We start from the raw sequence: 20,220 nt of genomic DNA on the forward strand, positions 1-20,220 counted from the left end.
CGGCGCCGACGGTGCGGCCGCCGGTGGCGGCGTTGTCGGCGTGGCCGCCGGCAGCAACACCGCCAGCCCGGTGAGCGGCGGCCTCGGCGGCGCCGGCATTGCCGGCACCTACGGCACGCTGACGCTCAACGCCAACGGCAGCTACAGCTATGACGGCTTTGCCAACGCCGTGCCGGCCGGCGGCGCCACCGACACCTTCGTCTACACCATCATGGACGGCGACGGCGACCTGTCGACGACGACGCTGACCATCACCCTGTCGGACAGCGGCCTGGCGGCCGCCAATGACGACGCCACGGTCAATGAAGCAGCACTGGCGATCGGCAGCAATCCGGCCAGCCCGGCCGAGACGGTGACCGGCACGGTCGCCGACAACCTCTCCGGCGGCNGTCAACAATGCGCCGGTTGCCGCAAACACCCAGAACTGGATGTCGAGCGATCCGGCACAGCAAACTTTGAGCACGCCGAGCTATCCCGACGGATATCCCTTGCTGGTGACTATCCCGACCGATGCGGATGGCGATAACCTCATTGTCACCGCGACGGGGACGATCCCCACAGGCACGTTCTATTTCGATGGCGTCACCTACGTCGCCCTGACGGCCGGCACTGTGCTCTACGATCCGGCCGGCGGCATCAACCTGCTGGACGACCTGGTCTACAGGCCGACCGCAACGGTAACCGACACCGTCAACGTCAATCTATCGCTGGACGTCTTCGACGGCACCGCCCACGTCACTCAGACTGTTGGCATCCACGAAGTCCCGCCGACCAGCTTGCCCAGCGATACCGCACAGGTGGGTAATGGTAACAGCCCGCTCACCTCCGGAAATGACCAGACCCAGAACCTGAGTCTGTCCCAAGCCACGGTAAGCGCCATAACGGCCGATCCTCATGGCTCGACAGTCGTAATCTACACCGACTTCCAGGAGTCTCCCTTCGTAACTCCGATCCCGCTAGGGGAGCGCAATCCAGGCGTCTTCGGAGATGGCAGTGCAGGATCGCATCGCGAACAGGAAGTTCAAGTCGAGATCAGGATCGGAGCGAACCGATTTGCAGTTGTTGAAGACGATTTGACTGCCGGAACATTCGAGCAGAGTTGGACCTACGACCCGGCCACCGGCCTGATGAAGGCGACCGTCGACTATGACCATATCTTCCTTCTCGACGGCGCCGGGGTCGCAACGACGACGACGCTCGCGGACTATCTGATCGCAAATCCACCGGCCGCCGGCGACACATGGACACTTTCCTATTTCGACAATGATGGCGGCAACTACCAGGCCCGCGCAGTCAGATTCGAATTCTTCTCCCATGATCCAGGCGATCCTGGAATAACGGTGAATGGCGATGCCACCTTGGCCGACCAGATCTATGGCACATCCGGTATCGACCACCTCAATGGCAATGGCGGCAATGACGTCATCATAGGCAGGGGAGGCAATGATTTCCTCAGCGGCGGCGGTGGCAGCGATCTTATCAGCGGTGGCGACGGCAACGATCTCCTCGTTGGAGGTTTCGGCCAAGACACAATGACTGGAGGAAACGGCGCTGATACGTTCAAACTCGACCAACTGGACATCAAGGATCTCATCTCCGACTACAGCGGCGCCGGCGGCCAGGGCGACGTGATCGACCTGACGTCGTTGTTCGACACAGCCCCGGGGGGAGCCAACATCGGCGAGTTCGTGAACTACGATGCGGGAACCGGCACGCTAAGCGTCGATGCCGACGGTACGGCCAACGGCACCAATTTCGTGGATGTGGCCACGCTAACGAACGTGCCGGTGTCCAGCACGATCACGCTGCTTTATGACGACGGAATAACCCAGCATACGACCACGGCCAATGCGGTTTAGGGGAATAGTGCAAGGGCTAGGTGCTATGCTATAGATTCGAATGGTAGAGGGGAATTCATCATGAAAAAGTCTGCAAGACTTCTGGCTGCCGGTGCAACACTGTTCCTGGCTGTTGGATCGACGGGGTATGCCGCCGACATCATCGAAGGTCCGTCGGTCGATTATTGTCGCGTCGTCGGCACGTCCAACCTGGTGCAGACCGACAACATCGTCGATCTCAAGAACCAGGTGGTGCAACTGATGGACGAGTCTGTCGCCGTCGCCAACAGCTCGGAATGGATCCATTCGTCACGGCCTGTCTTCGTCTGGGCCTCCGAGGCCAAGGTCGCCTGCGGCAAGGCTTACGGCTATTTGAAGGCAAATTATCGCGACGAAGACTACCTGAATAAATGCGAGTGTTTCCACGACCGCATGGTCGAGTACATGAACTGACCAAAAAGGCGGCGACGCGCGGCTGGCTGACAATGATGGCCGACCGAACACTGCTGCGGGCGATCGTCGGAACGATCGCCTTGGCCGGTTTTGACCTGCTTGCCATGCATGCCGGCGCGGGTGCGTCGGAACAATCCACTAAAATACAAAATGCTTTGCCCGAACGGTTGCGGCCGACGCGCTGCGATGCCACCCAGGAATGGACGAGAGAAACGCTGAAGGCATTCGCGACCTGCCAGTCGTCGATCTACGGCCTGGAGCCGCGGCTCGCACACGCCGTGATGGAGATCGAAAGCGGGTTCGATCCCGAGGCGCGCGGTGCCGACGGGGAAGTCGGGTTGATGCAGGTCATGCCCGCGACAGCACGAATGCTTGGCTTTCAAGGCCCGCTCGAAGAGCTGAGTGCGCCGAAGACCAACATCGCGCTGGGCGTCAAATATCTCGCTCAGGCGAACAGGCTCGCCGACGGCGACCTGTGCACCACCGTCATGAAGTATCGCGCCGGGCACAACGAAAGCCGTTTCTCGGCACTTTCGGTCCGCTACTGCCAGCGCGCGCGCTCGATCCTGGCAAGGGAAGGGTTCGAGGTTGACGGGCCATTGCCGGTGGCAACATTCGGCTTTTCCACATTTTCAGCAGGAGGAGAAGACAGCGCCCCTGCCGCAGGAAAACGCGTGTGCGTGCGGCGGGTGTTCGTGCCTGGGCCGCGATACATGAAATGCGCCGACTATCGAAATGCAAGGCAAGCCAGACAGATCAGGACGCTCAGAGCCCGGCTTTTTGCAGGCTAAAGAACCACAAGACGGCGCAACTCAGCCGTGACATGACTGGAAGATCAGACCGGGAAGTGACCCGGCGGCACATAGGGTGGAAAATCATGGAAGCTGGCCGACAGGTCCTCTGGCTGCGGACGAGGGCAATCGCCTTTGCGCTCGCCGTGACATTGTCAGGTTGCCAGTCGAAAGGCAGCATTTCCGAAGTGCTCGATCCGGCTGCAATCGCCGCACCCGGAGTGCAGAATGACGCCGCAGTTGCGGGCCGATCCCAGGCGACGCAATCGATCGGCAGTGGTTCGACGAAGATCACGATGCTGCTGCCCTTGTCCGCCCCTGGAGCCACGGGGGAAACCGGCAGGAAGATGCTCGATGCCGCAAAACTCGCAATGGCGGATCTTGGCAATGGATTGCTCACACTGACGGTCGAGGACACGCAGGGCGACAGTGCACACGCCAGCGAATTGTCGATAAAGGCGATCACGACGGGAGCGAAAGTCGTCATCGGTCCGACCGAACTACCGGCGGCGCAGCATATCGCCAAATTGTCGGGACCGAAACGGCCGCCAGTGTTGGCACTTGCCAACAATTTCACAGGCGGTCCCGGCGTTTATGCCGTGCGCCTCAGCGAGGCAGACAGCGCGGCTGCGGGCGCCGCAGGCATCGCGGCGAAAGGCAGCAAGAAGTTCGTATTGATTGTCGCAGCTGGCTCGAACGGCAGTGCCGTTGAAAAGCGGGTCGCGAACAGCCTAAGCATCTATGGCGCAACGCTGGCGGTCACTATCCCGTACTCGGCAGGCGACGGCGGCACCAAAGCGGTCACCGACATGGGCTCACTCGTGGATGCTCCGGACGCCGTCATTGTCGCCAGCGGAGACGACAGCCCGCTGCAAATCCTTGCCGCCCTGAAATCCAAGGGTATCCCGGGAAGAACAATCGCTGTGGTGGGAACAAACCGCTGGCTGGAACGCCCCATCGAGCCGCTGTTTGAAGGGGCCTATATCGCCACGCTCGATCCGCGCGAAACCGGACCAATCGCCGACCGCTTCAAGACTACCTATAACTATCAGCCCGACGTCAATGTCGCCTACGCCTATGATATGGTTGCGCTGACTGCTGGGATCGCCAGCGCGGTTGGACCCGATGGCTTCAGCAAACAGGTACTCGAAAATCCGAGCGGGTTTCGCGGATCCACAGGTCTATTCCGGTTTCGCGCCGACGGATCCAGCCAGCGATCGATGCCGTTCTATCGAGTTGAAAAGGGTGCGCTCAAATTGGTTGCCAGATCGACGTCGGGTTTTTGACCCGGCGCGAACCCGCAGGACCTTATCGAGTTGATGGACAGGCCGAGCCGCATCCGCTTGGCTGTCGCGCTCGCAAGCCTGGAGCTTCTGGCCGGGCTCCTCCTGATCATTCAGGGCGGGGCTTTGCTTTCGGTCGACCGGCCTGTTCCTGCGCCGTCTCCTGATATTCGCGGCAAGCGGCCAACCCGACCGGGCGCAACCGTTCTCGACGCTCAATGGCGAGTGCCGGCACGCAAGATTGCTCAGGACCTCATCGCTCCGCCACAACTTGATTCTTCGGAAATCGAACGGATTGAGCCCCGTCCGCCACTCAGCGAACTCGGTCTCGCCGTGCCCCCGAAAACGCCGATGCCGCAAGACTGGCGGGAGGTCCTGCTCTACGCTCCGATTGCGAGTTCGTCCGCGATCTTCGAATCGATGGGACGGACGGTGGTCATCAGCGGGGTCCAGAGCATTGCCACGGACAAGACCTGTTCCTTTCATGACGTCGTCTGGCCTTGCGGCCAACGCGCGCGCGCAGCGTTCAACTCCTGGTTGCGCGGACGCGCGCTGAATTGCTTCGTGCCACCGGAAGTGGATCGTTTCGCTATCGCCGCCCCATGCAGGCTCGGCAGGCAGGATGTCGGCGCCTGGCTGGTCTCCAATGGCTGGGCCCTGTCATTGCCGAGCGGTATCTACGGCAAGGCGGAGGTGACAGCGATGGATACGGAGATGGGTATATTCGGCCCGCCTCGATAGTCAGCTCGCCTTTTGAGCCCTCAGGGAACCGTATTTGCCGAAACTGGAGCATGATCCCGAAAGTGGAATCCGGCTTCGGAAACGATCATGCTCAAACAAAAAGATAGAGCCCCATCCCGATTTTATCGGGGCAGGCTCTAGAGCAGCATGCTGATCAGGCGGTTGCCTGCGCTGCTGGTTGTTCAGCCTGCGCCGACACCTGGTTCGTTAACTGTTGTCTTCCATCTTCCTCGCGGGCAACTCCAGCTTCACATGTGGGTCAGCCAGAGCTCGTTCAGTCCGATCGATCAAATTGTATTGGCTTTTGAGACCGAATTTGTAACTTGCCGGCCTTATGCCAGCCTATCTGACAGGAGATCGGGTAGTGACAAAATCGATGGCGAACAGCTCTGCCCAAGCGTGGAAGAGTATCGCGTGGCTGACGCTTCTGGGGACCGCCGGGAGTTTGGGCTTTTCGCTAGGCCTCAACTATCTGCTCCTGTTCGCCGATGGGCTCACGCCGTTCGGACGCGGCGTTGTCACGGCAACGCTCGTCCCCCTCGTCATTGGGCTACCGCTTTTCCTGTTGATCGGCTGGGGTCGGGTTGAGATCCGCCGCTATCGGCAAGAGCTAAACAAGTCAGCGACCTACGATGGCCTGACGGGCTGCTTGAACGGAACGGTTTTTACTTCGATCATCGAACGCAGAGTAAAGAAGCCATCTGAGCGTGGCTCTCGTTCGGGCGCCTTCCTGGTCATCCATCCCGAACACCTTCGATCCATCAACCTGCGATTTGGTATTGAATGGGGCGACGAGGCCTTGCGGCTCATAGCCTCGACCATAAAGTCATCAGTGCGCGAGGAGGATCTGATCGGCCGCATAGGGATATCCATCTTTGGGGTATTTCTACCTGGTGCCACCGAAGAAGACGCCAAGGAGGTCGGTGAGCGTATCCGGGCGCGCGTCGCACAAGTCTATTTTGCGCCAAAAGGAGCGGAGGATGTCCTGAGCATAGGCGTCGGAGGGGTAGTCTTCGAGAATGAACTCGCGTTTGACGACATGTTCCGGTCCGCCGAGCAGCTGCTATCCAGAAATGGAACTGACTTCGAACTGTCTCGTCTGCCCAGTTGACGATCGCTTGCAGGGCGGCAACTTGCTCCGGCTGCGGTGTGAATGGCCTGCAGGACAGGCCAAGGCGAACGACGACGAGGACACACCCCGATCGCCCCAGGCGCAGCCATCCGCGAGAGTCGCCTCCACCAGCTTTTACACCCTTAGTTGGCAGCCGACAGACCGCCGGAATTAAACAACTTAAAACTGAAGGTTGCATGCCTCAGCCGCTACCCGACATGGTACTTGCGCCACCCCTAAAATAATGAGATGTTGGCTCGGGGTATTGAGTATCGAGTATTGGGTTGGGGGAGCCTCTCGGCTGTTGTCAGTTCCGGGACGCTTTGAAAAAACAGATGAACGTTCTGCAGGTCCTGGTGGGGATACTCACTACGTCGTGCCTTGTTTCGATCTCGACGTATTGGGCAACGGGTTCAATCGGCTGGGCGATCATTAGCCCGATAGTTTTGCAGGTCGGGTATTTTGTCTACATGCTCTGGACGGTCTACGGCGCAGAAGCCGCAGAAGCTGATCCGGGACCCGAGAGCGTTGGCCCGCTCGACCGCAAAGATGGTATCTGGCTCTAGCGCATGATCCACGAACCGAAGGTCGGCGTCGCCGAAAATCGGAGTGGTTTTTTGCCAGGGCCCAAGGCCGGGTGATGCGGCAGATCAAAGTGCCGCAGCGCCGTTGCGTGCAGGAGGATAGGCGAGGGGTTAGTGGCTTCGGACTTGCATGGCCATTGAACTGTGATGCCCCGCTGGCATGCTGTAAGAGCGGTAGCTGTCGCCCCAGTTCCTCAATGACGTTGTCGGGATCACCATAGTTTCAAAGTCTTGGTGAACCTCAGCCGTGAGCGAGCCCGTCGCGCAACCCACGCCAATCACATACGCCGGCCGGTTTTCGCGTCGAACAGGTGGGCGCAGGCGCGATCGATCTCGATCCGCACCTGCGCGCCGTGCTTGAGCGGAAGCCGCTCGCGGAACAGGCAGGAAATTTCCTCACCGGCGCAGTCGACCTTGGCGAAGATTTCCGAACCCGTGGCTTCCAGAAGCGTGACCGTGCCTGGCATTCCCCCGGCGGTTGCGCGGATATGTTCGGGGCGGATGCCGTAGACAAGTTCGCGTCCTGCAGCATCGGCCGGGTGGGCGCCTTCCGGCAGCGGCAGGATCAGCCCACCGGCGCTGCGGAACACGCCTTCCTCGATGCGGCCGGCAATGAAGTTCATGGCGGGCGAGCCGATAAAGCCGGCAACGAAGAGATTGGCCGGCTGGTCGTAGAGGTCGAGCGGCGCGCCGATCTGCTCGACCAGGCCGTCATGCAGCACGACGATCTTGTCGGCCATGGTCATCGCTTCGATCTGGTCATGCGTGACATAGATGGTGGTGGTGCCCAGCCGCTGGTGCAGCGCCTTGATCTCGCCGCGCATCTGGACGCGCAGCTTGGCGTCGAGATTGGAAAGCGGCTCATCGAACAGGAAGACCTGGGGGTCGCGCACGATGGCGCGGCCCATGGCGACGCGCTGGCGCTGGCCGCCGGAGAGCTGACGCGGATAGCGCTCAAGCAGCTTTTCCAGCCCAAGGATGTTGGCCGCATTCCTGACGCGGCCGGCGGTATCGGCCGGATCGGCTTTCTTTATCTTCAGGGCAAAGCCCATATTGTCGGCCACCGTCATATGTGGATAGAGCGCATAGTTCTGGAACACCATGGCGATGTTCCGGTCCCGCGCCCGCAGGTTGTTGACCATACGTTCGCCGATGGCGATCTTCCCGCCCGAGATCGTTTCAAGTCCGGCGATCATGCGCAGCAGCGTCGACTTTCCGCATCCCGACGGGCCGACCAGGATGACGAATTCGCCGTCGGCGATGTCGACGCTGACGTCGTGAATGATCTTGGTGGCTCCGAAAGCCTTCTGCACGTTGTTGATTGTTACCGATGCCATTGGATTTCTCCGGGAAAAGAGTGATGTCGAGCTATGCGGCTTCAGCCGCCCTTGACCGCGCCGGCGGTCAGCCCGGCGACGATTTGCTTTTGCGCGAACATGGTCAGGACCAGGACCGGCAGCGTCACCACCAGTGCGGCGGCGGCGAGCGGCCCCCAGCTCACCTGCTCATAGGAGAGCATGTTGTAGACGGCGACCGGCAGCGTGCGGGTCTCACGGCTGGCGAGCACCACGCCGAAAACGAAATTGTTCCACGAAAAGATGACGGACAGGATGAAGGCGACAACGATGCCCGGTTTGGCGATGGGAAGAGCGACCAGCCGGAACACTTGCCAGGAGCTGGCGCCGTCGATGTTAGCCGCCTCTTCCAGCTCCATCGGCGTGGTCTCGAAATAGCCGATCATCACCCAGACCACGATCGGCACCGTCACCACCAGGTGGATGATGATCTGCGGCCAGAGCGTGCCGAGGATCCCAATCCACTGGAACAGCAGAAACAACGGGATGAGATAGGATAGCCCGGGCGTCATGCGGGCGATCATGATGACGACCGCCGATTTTTCGGCCTTGAGCCGCGCTATGCCATAGCCGGCCGGTACGCCGATCAGCAGCGCCAGAAGTGTCGCCGTGCCGGTCACCAGAACCGAATTCCAGAGATAGAGCAGGAAATTGTTCTCCTCGAACACCTTTACATAGTTCGACCAGGCGAAACGTTCGGGGATCAGGATCGGCGGATAGGCGCCGTTGTCGATCTCGAATTTCAGCGAAAGCGAGATCATCCAGAGGAAGAACAGGATCGCCGGCGAGACAATGACCAGAGCCGCGAAAAACAGCCCGATCTGGTTGAGCAGACGTGAGCTCATCTATTTGCCCTCCGCGTCGATCCACTGCGAGCGCTGGCGCAGCATCAGGAGGATGAAGGACAGCGCCACGATGACGATGAAGAACACCACGGCCATCGCCGAGCCATAGCCAATGTCGTAGTAGGAGAAGGCGGTGTTGTAGAGGTAGATGTTGATGGTTTCCGACGCCGTGCCCGGCCCGCCCTGAGTCATTGCAAAGATGATGTCGAAGCTCTTCAGCGCATCGATGGTGCGAATGATCAACGCGATCATCAGGAACGGCGCGATCATCGGCAGAGTGAGGTAGCGGAACTGCTGCCAGGCATTGGCACCATCGATCTCGGCGCTCTCGAAGGGCTCGCGCGGTACCGAGGCCAGCCCGCCCAGCACGATCAGCATCACCAGCGGCGTCCACTGCCAGGTCTCGACCGCAACCAGCGAAGGGATGACTGTTTTGGCATTAAATATCCATTCCTGCGCCGGGATGCCGACCAGCGATAGCAGGTAGTTGAGCACGCCGAGCTGGGGATGGAACATCATGGTCCAGACCAGCGCCACGGCAACGGGCGTTGCCATCATCGGCATCACGAAGACGCCGCGCAGCAGGCCGCGCAGCGGAAACCTGGCGTCGAAGATCAGGGCGGCGACAGTGCCCAGGAACATCGGCGCTGCCACCGACAAGGAGGTGTAGGTCAACGTATGAACCAGGGATTCCCAGAATCGCGGATCGCTGGCCAGACGGAGATAGTTTTCCATCCCGGCAAAGCTCCGCGACTGGCCGAGCGTCCAGCGGTTGACGCTCATCCAGAGCGTGAAAGCCCAGGGAAAGACTATCACGGCGCCAACGACGACGAGCGCCGGAACGACGAAGGGCCAGTAGTTGGGAGCCAGCCGGATCGTCTGGCTCCCTTCAATGGCTTGCGTCGCTACCCCGGTGCGTTCAGGGGCGATGGCGGACATCAGCCCTGCTCGCTCCTGTCGAGCACCGGCTGGAACTGTTCGGTGGCCTTCTTCAGCTCTTCGGCAGGATCAGCACCAGCAATCATGTTGGTCAACGCCACGCCGTAGATGTCGCGAAACTCGGTGACCGGGATGATCACCGGCAGCGCCAGCCGGCTGATATTGCCCGAGCCGACGACGGCATCGAGCCAGCTTGCCGGCATGGTGACGCCTTCGCGCACCTTGGGGTCTTCCAGTATCGACTTGCGGAAAGGCACGCCGGCGCCGGCCTGAAGCAGGCGCGCGCCCATGGCCGGGGAAACCGCCCACTGACAGAAGAGATAGGCAGCTTCCTTCTTTTCGCTGGAAGCGGTCACGCCGAGGCCGTCACCAAACGTCCCGGAGGCATGCGCCTTCGGGCCCTTGGGCATCACGCCATAGCCGACCTTGCCGACCACCCGCGACTTTTCGGGATTCTCCATCGGCGGAGCAAAACCCACGCCATCGAACCACATGCCGATCTTGCCTTGCAGAAAGGCGGACTGCGCTTCAGCCCAATTGAAGCCGGTGACGCCAGGAGGGGCGGATTTGGTCATCAGCCTCTGGTAGAGGGCGGCGGCCTCGATCGCCTCGGGCGTTTCGGTGCGCAGCTTTCCCTTGTCGTCGAGCGGCGTCATGTCGTAGCCGAGCATCAGCGATGTCCACACCGGCGTGTTGGCATTCTTGAGGCCGCGGGCGACGAACCCGAACGTGTTGGTCGACGGATCGGTCAGCGCTTCGGCGGCGGCGACCATCTGCTCAAACGTTTCAGGGTATTTGAGGCCCTTGGCCTCGAACAGCTCCTTGTTCCAGTAGACGATCCAGTAGTCCACCGAGAAGGGCAGCGAACGCAGCACGCCCTGACTGTCCTTGGCGAAAAGCATGCCGGCTTCGGCGAAATCGCCTTCGACCAGCCCAGGATCGGTCAAGGTCGGGTCGGCGAGATAGCCGGCGATATCGGCCAGCCAGCCACCCTTTTCGAACTGGCGCTTCTGCACGTGATAGCTCAGATGCACGACATCGAAGCTCGGTTTGCCGGAGCTGAGCTCGATCACGGTCTTCTGCCGCTGCTGCTGTTCCGGCGTCGCCTCGGCATTGACCTTGATGCCGGTCAGCTCCTCGAATTCGGCGATATATTTCAGGATGGTGTCGCTGCGCGGGCTTTTGACCAGATTGACGTCGAGCGTCGTGCCGGCAAAACGCTTCCAGTCGACGCTGGCGGAAAAGCTCGGGCGAAGGCCCGCCAGGCCCGCGGCGAGCGCCGTGGTTCCTGCAAGGACTTGCCTTCTTGTTGGCTTGAACGGATTGGACGACATTTCTTCCTCCCTTGGGTTGCTGTCGTTGTGGATTGCGTCGCGGCAGCCGCGAACCATACGTCCTCAGATCTGGAGCGCCAACCGGCGCGCATTGTCGATATGCCGGCTGATCGCCTCGACAGCCTTTTGTGGGTCGCGGCTCTCGAGCGCTTCGATCACTGTCAGGTGCTCATGCATCACCGGCACGACGCGCCCATCGATACGGAAGCGCTCTTGGTGGATCAGGCGGATCTTTACCGAATTGACCAGATACGCCTTGGCGATGATCTCGTTGCCTAGCGCATCGATGAAGGTGTCGTGCATCGCCCAATCGATGTTCTGGGCCTTGGCTTCCATTTCCGCCGTCGGCGGCTGCGACAACGCTTGAGCCAGCATGTCCTCATGTTCGCGCCGCAGGCGGGCGAGTTCGGCGTCGGAGGCGTTGACGGTGAATAGCGCCACCGCTTCGCGCTCCATGAACAGGCGGAACTGAAAAGCCTCGCGGATCAGGCTGATATCAATATGGGCGATCTGCATGCCGCGCTGCGGGATGGTCATCAGAAGCCCCTCGGCTTCGAGCCGCGGCACGATCTCGCGGATGGCGCCAAGCGGCAACCCGGTAAAGGCAACCAGTTCGCGCTGCGACACGAACTGTCCCGGCCGCAGATCACGAGCCAGCAAATGCCGCGTGAAGCTGGCATAGGCTTTTTCCCTGAGGGTGGCCGGTTCGCTGCTGTCGTCCATTTCAGCGGTTTCTTCCTTGCCGGTCAGGCCGGCTCTGTCGCAAACAGCCTGTCATAGGCAGCAGTAAGCTGTTGCCGCCCCTGCGCAGCGATCGGCTCGAGCGGCGGACGGACCGCCAGCCAGCGCTCGTCGCCGGTCTTGCACGCCACCATGACCTTCACCGCCGGGGTGACCGGATATTTGAGCAATTCGAGCACGAAGCTCTCGACGCGGGCGTCGTCGCGCCCGTCCTCGGCCATGGCGCGGATTTCACCGGTGACGAAATTGGCCATGCCGGAAATGGCGCCTTGCCCGCCCTGGCGCACACTTCTCGCCAAATGCCGCTCGTCGCCGATTAGAATCACCAGGTCGCCATGGGCCTTTAGCAACGCCTCGCTATAGCTCCAGTCGCCACCCGAATCCTTTACACCGGCGATCACGCCGGGGAAGGCCGCACGCAGCCGACCGATCAGGCTAAGCGGGAGCGGCACCATGGTGACAGAAGGGATGTTGTAAAGCAGGACACCGCGAGCCAGCGGGCCGAGCGCGGCGAAGACGGCGGAAAACCATCCGAACAGCCCGTCCTCGCCGACATTCTTGAAGTAGCTCGGCGGGGCCAGCAGTATGTTGCGGACGCCGAGCTGCAAGGCGTGCCGCGCCTGTTCGGCGGCGTCTTCGGCCGCATCGACCAGCACGCCGGCGACGAGCTGATGCGCCGCAATGCCGGCGGCAAGCATGGCTTCGGTGACAATCCGCCGCTCTCCAGTCCCCACCGAGGCGCCTTCCCCCGTGGTGCCGAAGAGCGTTGCGCTGCTGCATCCGGCGCCAAGGCAAGCCCGGGCTTGCGCGACCATGGGAGAGATGGCGATTTGCCCGGACGCATCAAAAGGCGTGGTGAGGGCAACCGAAAGACCAAAGCGCGAAGCCACTGCTATTTTCTCCAGATGTCGATCTGCAAGCACGGCTAACACGCTAACATGTTAGTTGTAAATTGCAGCAGTGTCTTTTTCGAAACGCTGGCGATATCGAGAGTCGGACATGAACAGAGAGGTTTCGCGCGTGACGCTTTTCGGCGGTGCGACCAGGCACACCGCCCAGGGCCGATCCGCCCTACTGTCCCGTCGCGCCTGCGTAGATGTCGAGGACACGGGTGATGCTGCCGATCAGAAGGTCGTGCGCGAAAGGTTTGATCCGGCCTGCCGCAACCTCGGCGTCGAGCTGCCCCAGATACTGGCTGACAAGAGGCCGGGGAATGTCCTTTTCGCCCAGCACATCCAATAGCTTTTGCGTGGCGCGCTGCGCGTCCGGCGTCGGCCAGTAGTAGCGGATGCGGTCGCTGAACGAGAAATGCCGCTGCACGCGCTGCTCTTCCGGCGTGGCCGGATAGTATTTCTGCCAATTGTCCGGCGACGCCAGCATGATGCGCTCCATCGCGACAGGCAGGCTTTCACGCGAAGGGTCAGGCGCGAGCACATCGGCGATGTGGCTGAGCCCGTACAGCGCCTCGCGAAGCGCGAAGGTCAGCCAGGGGCCGACCTTGAGGATGGCAAAACCATCGCGCACGAGAGCGTTGAGCGCTTCGGTCGGCTGGTAGTCGGTCGAATGCGCCTCAAAAACGAATTGCGGCACGCGGTCGAGCACCGCCACCAATTCAGTCGCCTTGGCCGGCGCATAGGGCACGATCTCGGCGTTGCCGAACTCGACACCAGGCTGGACGACGACGCCGATCGCACGGCCAAAAGCGTCGTCGAGGCCGGCGCGGGAAAACGCTCGGGCGTGTACCTCTACGGTGCGCAAAGCATCGTCGGGCGCCGTCACATGCAGGTGGTCGAGCGCCTCCAGCGCACCGCCCGGCACCGGCACTTCGGTGCCGATGACGTAGACCGGTCTTTCGCCGCCTGCCCGCTCGACCGCCGCCTCGGCGATTGCGGCAAGTTCGGCCGCCCGCGCGGCGATGGTCTCGTCGGCAAGCACGGCAGGATCGTCGGCGCAGGCCATGCTCGTATCCAGATGCATCTTGGTGAAGCCGGCGCTCGCATAGGCATCGATCATCGCCGCGGCGTTCTTCATGGCGGCGGCAGCAGCCATGTGTTTCCACGGATTGGGTCCAAGATGATCGCCGCCAAGGATCAGGCGATCGACCGGGAAACCCGCTTTCTTCGCATGCGCCTCGACGAAGCTGCGGAAGTCGGGCGGCGTCATCCCGGTGTAGCCACCCTCATGGTTGACCTGGTTGCAGGTGGCCTCGATCAGAACATCCGCATGCCGCGCCGCGCCATGACGCAAGGCGGCCTCGATCACCAGCGGATGCGCCGAGCAGACCGAGGCGATGCCGCTTCTCGCGCCTGCAGCGCGCCTGGCCGCAATGTTTGCAAACCTCTGCGTCGCGGCACTCACTGCATGTTCTTCCCTGTGGCGATGAAGGCTTCGACCGCTTCAAGCGGGAAAATGCCCTCCATCGGTCCCTTGCGGGTGACAGCGAGCGCACCGCAGGCATTGGCAATCCGCATTGCGTCTGCGGGAGCCGCCCCGCGCAACCAGAACGAGACGAAAGCAGCACCGAAGCAATCGCCCGCGCCGGTCGGATCGACCTCGTCGACGGCAAAGCCGGGTGAGGCGACCGTGCCGTGGCGATCATGATAGGTGGCGCCCGCGGCGCCTTTCTTCAGGACGATGCAGGACAGGCCACGGTTCAGCAATTCGTCGACCGCGCCCTTCTCGTCCTTGGCGGATGAAAACAGGAAGAGCTCCTCACCGCTCGGCAGGAAGATATCGGCTCGCGCCAGCACATGGTCGAGCGCCGTGCGCATGCCGGAAGCTTGCATGATCTCGCGGCGGATGTTCGGATCGAAGGACACGGTTCCACCCCCGGCCTTGACAGTCTCGATCGCCGATAGCGCCACCGCGATGGCGCGGTCGGAAAACAGCGACGAGCCCATGACATGGACGTGATCGGCACTGGCGAGCAGCTTCGTTGCCGCCGTGTCGGTCTCGATCAGGCCGGAGGCGCTGTTGGCGATGTTGAAGACGAAATGCCGGCTGGCGTCGGCCCGGTAGGTGACGAAGGCCGTGCCCGTCGCCTGGCCCGTGTGAACCGCGATCGCCGACACGTCGGCGCCAAGCGTCCGCAGCCGCTCGATGTTCAGCCTGCCGAAATCGTCGTCGCCGACGGCGCCGATGAGGCCGGCCGGCTGGCCGAGCGCCGCCGCCTGGCCGATGAAGATGGCGGGCGCTCCGGACGGGTAGGGCCCAAGCAGCGGACCAGGCTCGAGAAAGCTCTGGCCGATCCGCTCGGCCATGATCTCGACGAGTATCTCGCCGGCACTGACCAGCTTCTTCATCTCGCGGAATCCCTCCCGGCATTTCGCCCGGCCTCGCTTCGGATGAACCGCGCGAGCTCTTTCCGGGTGATACGAATTTCGAATTCGCCCACTGGAAGTGAATACGGCTTGTGCTTTTTCGCGTCAATTAATAAATTTACGCATGGAAACTGCTGGAATTGTCTGTAAAGTTTCGACTTGCGGTTGCACGCCAGCGCACCGTATGTAGGGAACCGGGCAGCGCTGAGGAACGGCGCGAGGGAATAATGCCGATGACGCACAAGACGATGGAGGATTTTGCTCGCTCTTGCGGCGTCTCCAGGCCGACGCTGTCGAAATATTTTGATGATCCGACCAGTGTCAAGCCGGCGACACGGCAGCGGATCGAGGTGGCGCTGCGCGCGTCCGACTACCAGCCCAATCTCTTTGCGCGCAACCTGAACCGAAAGCGGACCCGCAGCATCGGCATCGTGGTGCCGACGGTCGCCGATCCCTTCTATTCCGAGATGGTCAGCCGCATCGAACTCAGGCTGCGCGATGAGGGCTACTGGCCGATCGTGATCTCCTCGCATGGCTCGCGCGAGCTCGAAGTGGAAGCGACACGAACCATTCTTTCGCTGAAAGTTTCCGGCGCGTTGATTGCGCCGCTTGGGCTGCGTTCGGACCACCGCACGCTGGAGAAGCTTACACAGGCGATCCCAATCGTCTATTTCGATACCTATCTCGAAGGCAGCACGCCGTTCGTCGGCAACAACAATGCCCAGAGCGTCTCGACGATCGTCGAGTATCTCACCCGCTCCGGCGACGCGCCGGTCTATTTCGACATCCCGCATGTCAACCACAACTCGCCAGAACGAGTAAACAGCTATGTCGCCACCATGCAGCGGCTCGGCCATGAGCCAGTCATCATCGGCAACACCGAAGACTATACTTGGGATTTCGAGCGGATCGGCTACGAGCAGATGGAAAAGATGCTCGGCAATGGTGGCCTGCCGGGAAAGACCATCCTGTGCGCCAACGACCGTCTCGCCTTCGGCGTGATGGCTGCCGCCTATTCGCAAGGCCGCAAAGTCGGTCGCAGAGGCGATTGCGACCTGCGGGTCGCGGCCCATGATGATCATCCGCTAAGCCGCTATACCTGTCCTGCCCTCACCACCATGGCGCAGGATTTCGCGTCCATGGCGGGACGCAGCGTCGAGACGCTGCTGACCTTGCTGGACGAGGACGACGCGGCAGTTGCCCCCAAGGTCAGTCTCGACGCGACTCTGGTCATGCGTCAGTCGGCCTGAGCGTTCCAAAGGCAGGATCGAAGCCGCGCCATGCGGCAACCGCTGCGCCAACCGCTTGCCTCGCCGCCGGGCCGTGGCGGCCCATCGAGACGAAGCCGTGTATCTGGCCGGGCCAGCGCCGCAGCACGACCCGCACGCCGTCATCCACCAGACGCTTGGCATAAGCCTCGCCTTCGTCGGCGAGGATGTCATGACCGGCGATTGCGACAAAAGCCGGCGCTATGCCGGCAAGGCTTGCGGCCTTGAGCGGCGACACGCGCCAGTCGTCGATATCGCCGGCATCCCTGATATAGTGTTCGCGGAACCAGGCCATGGTCGCCGATGTCAGACCGTAGCCCTCGGCAAAGCGGCGATAGCTGTCTGCCGCCTGCGAGGCGTCCGTGTTCGGATAGAACAGCAGTTGCGCGGTCGGCGGGTTCTTGTCGCCGCGCGCAAGCAGGCAAAGCACGGTGGCGAGATTGCCGCCGGCGCTGTCGCCGGCGACAGCGATCCTTCCTGCATCGATGCCGAGATCGCCCGCGCCGTTCTGCATGAAAGAAAGTGCAGCGCGGCAGTCCTCGATCGCCGCCGGGAATTTGTGCTCCGGCGCCAGCCGGTAGTCGGGCGAGACGACGGCGCACGCCGCCATATTGGCAAACCACCGGCAGATCTCGTCATGCGACTCGAGATTGCCGATCACCCAGCCGCCGCCATGCAGATAGAGCAGCGCCGGGGCAGCGGCCCCGACCGCGCCCTGTCCGCGATAGATCCTGAGCGTCAACGAGCCGCAAGGGCCGGCGATGGTGCGCTCGGTCAGTGAGCCGACCGGCTTGCGCTCGCCCTGGAGTGCCGGAAAGTCCTGCTCATAGGCGCGGCGCGCCTCTTCAGGCGTGCCGCTTTCGAACGGCGGGGCTGCCGCTTCTCGCCCAAGGTCGAGCACATGCCGGGCCTCTGGATCGAGCAGGGGCGAAAGCGAGGTCGTCATCGTAAGTGTCCTCCGATATCAGGCAAGCAGGCTGGCCGCTTCGTCCTCCTGGAGGAGCGGTGGCTGACCGACCGTTGCGTTGACGGCGACGGACTCGCGGCTCTCTCCCGAAGCGAGGATCGCCTCCATGATCTCCAGCACATGCAGCGCAAGGTCGCCGGACGCCCGCGGCCTTCTTCCTGATATCAGCGCGCGCGAAAGATCGGCAACGCCGAGCATGCGGTAATTCGCGCGGTCGGGCGCGGCGAAGGGCCAATTGCGCGCGCCGTAGAGTTCGCTGTCACTGGGAAAATCGGCCCAGTCGGCCCCACGTTCCGACAGCGAGACGGTGCCGCCGAACGTATCCGGATCGGGCAGCCTGAGCGAGCCTTCGGTCCCATGCAACTCGATCGGATGATTGGAGTGCCTGAAGACGTCCCACGAGGCACCGAAGGTGACGGTGGCGCCCGAGCGAAACTCCAGCAGCGACAGGACGTTGGTCGGCGTGCCGACCTTGAAGCTGGTGTTCCTGTAGGGGCCTTCGGCGGTGATCAACCGCTCTTCCTGGCCCCGCGTTGCCATCGCCATCACGCGAGCCACCGGCCCGAGCAAATTGACCAGCATCGTCAGGTAATAGGGGCCCATGTCGAAGACCGGTCCGCCGCCGGGCTGGTAGTAGAATTGCGGATTGGGATGCCAGTGCTCCATGCCACGCCCCATCATGAAGGCAGTGCCGGTCACCGCGCGGCCGATCGCGCCGTCGTCCATGAGGCGGCGTGCCCGCCGTCCGGCGGCGCCGAGGAAGGTGTCCGGAGCCGAGCCCAGCAGCAGCCCGCGCTCCGTCGCCTCGGTGACAAGGCGGCGGCCGTCTCTAGCCGAGGTCGCCAGCGGTTTTTCGGTGAAGACGTGCTTTCCCGCCGAAAGCGCCGAAAACGAGATGTCGAAATGCGCCGCCGGGATGGTCAGATTGAGGACGAGATCGATTTCGGGATCGGCCAGAAGCGCATCGACGCTGACTGCCCGGATGCCATATTCGCTGGCACGCAGGGCCGCCATATCGGGCGATATATCGGCGCAGGCGCGCAGTTCCACCTCACCGAACAGAGCCGCATTGCGCAAATAAGTCATCGAGATGTTGCCGCACCCGACTACGCCGATGCCGAGCTTAGCTCCTGATTGTCCTCGCATTTTTTTTTCCACCTCCCAACGCCGTGAATCATTGCACCGGCAACGGATCACATTCGAAAGCCGCTTTACAGCATTTTAAATCTTGACGCGCGTAAAATTTTTCTGGAACATGCGCAAATGCTGGCTGGGGAGGCTGCCAGCGCAAGGAGGAGAGAAAATGACTGACATCAAAAAAGGGCCGGTCTCCGGCTCGAAGCCGGTTGCGCATGTGACGATCGCCGACCGCCGGCAGTTTCTCATTGGCAGCGCCGGACTGCTGGGCGCGGCAACACTTGGGCTGAGCACCGGGCTGGGCGTTCGCCGGGCTCGCGCACAGTCGCGCGCCGAAATCAGTTTCGCCAGTGCCGCCTTCTTCGGCAAGGAGACTTTCGGCGACCTGATCAAGGCCTTCAACGAATCGCAGGACCGCATTCTGGTCAAGAACATCGAGCTGCCGCCGCCGAGTTCCTCGACGGAGGTCTATCAGGGCCTTGTCCAGCAGCTTGCCCGGCGCACCGGCACGCCCGACGTCTTCAGTCAGGACGTGATCTGGATCGCCGGCTTCGCCGCCGCCGGCTGGGCGCTGCCGCTCGACGAGTACTTTCCGGCGGACAAGCGCAGCGCCTACTTCTCCGGAACCCTCAACGCCTGTACCTATGACGGAAAGCTGACCGCCCTGCCCTGGTTCATGGATTCGGGCATGTTCTATTACCGCAAGGACATGCTGGAAAAGCATGGCGGCAAGGTGCCGGAAAACTGGGCCGACATGGCGACCATCGCCGCCGCCGCGCAGAAGGCCGGCGATGTCGATTTCGGCTATCTCTGGCAAGGCAAGCAGGCCGAGGTTCTGGTCTGCGACGCGGTCGAGATCATCACCTCCAACAACGGCGCGATCCTTGCGCCCGACGGCAAGTCGTCGCTGATCAACCAGAAGGCGGCGGTCGACGCGATCCAGTTCCTGCACGACACCGTCAACGGGACCAAGATCAGCCCGCAGGACGTCCTGTCCTGGGACGAGGAGCCGTCACGCCAGCCTTTCACCTCGGGCAAGGCGATGTTCATGCGCAACTGGTCCTATGTCTATCCGATCGCCCAGGACGCCAAGGCCTCCCAGGTGGTGGACAAGGTCGGTGTCGCACCGCTACCGGCCTTCCCCGGCGGCAAGAGCTCGGCCTGTCTCGGCGGCTATCAGCTCGGCGTCAACGCCAACTCCAAGCAGCGCGAAGCCGCGATCGAGCTGCTGACCTGGCTGTCGTCGACCGAAACCCAGCATCGCATCGCCCTAAACTTCGGCCTCGCGCCAACGCGCCCGGCACTGTTCCAGGACGAGAAGATCAAGACCGAACAGCCGTTCATGGCGAGCCTCGAAAAAGTATTCACCGGCGCCACGGCCCGTCCGATCACACCCGAATATGCGAAGGTGACGCTGGCCTTGCAGTCGGGCATCTCCAAGGCGCTGGTGTCGGGCAATGTCCAGGCCGAGATGGACGCGCTGGCGGCGCAAATCGACCAGATCGTCGGCTGA

Annotated in this window: 20 protein-coding genes; 10 read left to right on the forward strand and 10 right to left on the reverse strand. The window is 62.1% G+C overall.

Annotated elements, in window-relative coordinates; genetic code table 11:
- From CIT25_RS23695 to CIT25_RS23730, 8 genes are all read left to right on the forward strand, one after another.
- A partial coding sequence (locus CIT25_RS23695; protein ID WP_206072988.1) for an Ig-like domain-containing protein occupies nt 1-388 on the forward strand: 388 nt, incomplete at both ends.
- A 40-nt stretch (nt 389-428) separates the two neighbouring features.
- Entirely contained in the window at nt 429-1,859 is a 1,431-nt protein-coding gene (locus CIT25_RS23700; protein WP_095487035.1) for a calcium-binding protein, read from the forward strand.
- A 60-nt stretch (nt 1,860-1,919) separates the two neighbouring features.
- Nucleotides 1,920-2,291, forward strand: a complete 372-nt coding sequence (locus CIT25_RS23705) for a hypothetical protein (protein WP_095487037.1) — start codon at nt 1,920-1,922, stop codon at nt 2,289-2,291.
- Between the two features lie 35 nt (nt 2,292-2,326).
- The gene (locus CIT25_RS23710) at nt 2,327-3,082 is read left to right on the forward strand and encodes a lytic transglycosylase domain-containing protein (protein WP_425351753.1); all 756 of its coding nucleotides are present in this window, start codon (nt 2,327-2,329) and stop codon (nt 3,080-3,082) included.
- An 86-nt stretch (nt 3,083-3,168) separates the two neighbouring features.
- Complete coding sequence (locus CIT25_RS23715; RefSeq protein WP_095487041.1) at nt 3,169-4,368, forward strand: ABC transporter substrate-binding protein; 1,200 nt, start codon at nt 3,169-3,171, stop codon at nt 4,366-4,368.
- A gap of 123 nt (nt 4,369-4,491) precedes the next feature.
- Entirely contained in the window at nt 4,492-5,106 is a 615-nt protein-coding gene (locus CIT25_RS23720) for a thermonuclease family protein (RefSeq protein WP_245329973.1), read from the forward strand.
- A 364-nt stretch (nt 5,107-5,470) separates the two neighbouring features.
- Nucleotides 5,471-6,217, forward strand: a complete 747-nt coding sequence (locus CIT25_RS23725; RefSeq protein ID WP_245329974.1) for a GGDEF domain-containing protein — start codon at nt 5,471-5,473, stop codon at nt 6,215-6,217.
- A 335-nt stretch (nt 6,218-6,552) separates the two neighbouring features.
- Nucleotides 6,553-6,783 (forward strand): hypothetical protein, encoded by a 231-nt coding sequence (locus tag CIT25_RS23730; RefSeq protein ID WP_095487047.1) that lies wholly within the window; start codon nt 6,553-6,555, stop codon nt 6,781-6,783.
- Nucleotides 6,784-7,079: 296 nt separating this feature from the next.
- Here the strand turns inward: CIT25_RS23730 and CIT25_RS23735 are convergent, their stop codons facing one another.
- From CIT25_RS23735 to CIT25_RS23770, 8 genes are all read right to left on the reverse strand, one after another.
- Nucleotides 7,080-8,138 carry an ABC transporter ATP-binding protein gene (locus CIT25_RS23735; RefSeq protein WP_095487049.1) on the reverse strand — a complete coding sequence of 353 codons (1,059 nt, stop codon included), beginning with the start codon at nt 8,136-8,138 and terminating at the stop codon, nt 7,080-7,082.
- A gap of 41 nt (nt 8,139-8,179) precedes the next feature.
- Nucleotides 8,180-9,001, reverse strand: a complete 822-nt coding sequence (locus CIT25_RS23740) for a carbohydrate ABC transporter permease (protein ID WP_023797160.1) — start codon at nt 8,999-9,001, stop codon at nt 8,180-8,182.
- Nucleotides 9,002-9,940, reverse strand: coding sequence for a carbohydrate ABC transporter permease (locus CIT25_RS23745; protein ID WP_095487051.1), 939 nt, complete (start codon nt 9,938-9,940; stop codon nt 9,002-9,004).
- On the reverse strand, nt 9,940-11,274 hold the full coding sequence (locus CIT25_RS23750; RefSeq protein ID WP_095487645.1) for an ABC transporter substrate-binding protein: 1,335 nt from the start codon (nt 11,272-11,274) through the stop codon (nt 9,940-9,942). Before CIT25_RS23750 ends, CIT25_RS23745 begins: the two co-directional genes overlap by 1 nt.
- 63 nt (nt 11,275-11,337) lie before the next feature.
- Nucleotides 11,338-11,997 carry a GntR family transcriptional regulator gene (locus CIT25_RS23755; RefSeq protein ID WP_095487053.1) on the reverse strand — a complete coding sequence of 220 codons (660 nt, stop codon included), beginning with the start codon at nt 11,995-11,997 and terminating at the stop codon, nt 11,338-11,340.
- 23 nt (nt 11,998-12,020) lie between these two features.
- The gene (locus CIT25_RS23760; protein WP_095487055.1) at nt 12,021-12,905 is read right to left on the reverse strand and encodes a dihydrodipicolinate synthase family protein; all 885 of its coding nucleotides are present in this window, start codon (nt 12,903-12,905) and stop codon (nt 12,021-12,023) included.
- Between the two features lie 181 nt (nt 12,906-13,086).
- Complete coding sequence (locus CIT25_RS23765) at nt 13,087-14,373, reverse strand: D-tagatose-bisphosphate aldolase, class II, non-catalytic subunit (protein WP_095487057.1); 1,287 nt, start codon at nt 14,371-14,373, stop codon at nt 13,087-13,089.
- Complete coding sequence (locus tag CIT25_RS23770; protein ID WP_095487059.1) at nt 14,370-15,317, reverse strand: sugar kinase; 948 nt, start codon at nt 15,315-15,317, stop codon at nt 14,370-14,372. Before CIT25_RS23770 ends, CIT25_RS23765 begins: the two co-directional genes overlap by 4 nt.
- A gap of 245 nt (nt 15,318-15,562) precedes the next feature.
- Between CIT25_RS23770 and CIT25_RS23775 the strand changes: the two genes are divergently transcribed.
- The gene (locus CIT25_RS23775) at nt 15,563-16,585 is read left to right on the forward strand and encodes a LacI family DNA-binding transcriptional regulator (protein WP_164759284.1); all 1,023 of its coding nucleotides are present in this window, start codon (nt 15,563-15,565) and stop codon (nt 16,583-16,585) included.
- Here CIT25_RS23775 and CIT25_RS23780 read toward each other — a convergent pair.
- Together CIT25_RS23780 and CIT25_RS23785 are read right to left on the reverse strand one after the other, a co-directional pair.
- Entirely contained in the window at nt 16,566-17,549 is a 984-nt protein-coding gene (locus CIT25_RS23780; RefSeq protein ID WP_095487060.1) for an alpha/beta hydrolase, read from the reverse strand. The genes CIT25_RS23775 and CIT25_RS23780 overlap by 20 nt on opposite strands.
- A gap of 18 nt (nt 17,550-17,567) precedes the next feature.
- Nucleotides 17,568-18,716: a Gfo/Idh/MocA family protein gene (locus CIT25_RS23785; protein ID WP_095487062.1), complete on the reverse strand. Its 1,149-nt coding sequence runs from the start codon at nt 18,714-18,716 to the stop codon at nt 17,568-17,570.
- A gap of 157 nt (nt 18,717-18,873) precedes the next feature.
- Between CIT25_RS23785 and CIT25_RS23790 the strand changes: the two genes are divergently transcribed.
- Nucleotides 18,874-20,220 (forward strand): ABC transporter substrate-binding protein, encoded by a 1,347-nt coding sequence (locus CIT25_RS23790; RefSeq protein ID WP_095487649.1) that lies wholly within the window; start codon nt 18,874-18,876, stop codon nt 20,218-20,220.

This window comes from Mesorhizobium mediterraneum (assembly GCF_002284565.1).
Classification (GTDB): domain Bacteria; phylum Pseudomonadota; class Alphaproteobacteria; order Rhizobiales; family Rhizobiaceae; genus Mesorhizobium; species Mesorhizobium mediterraneum.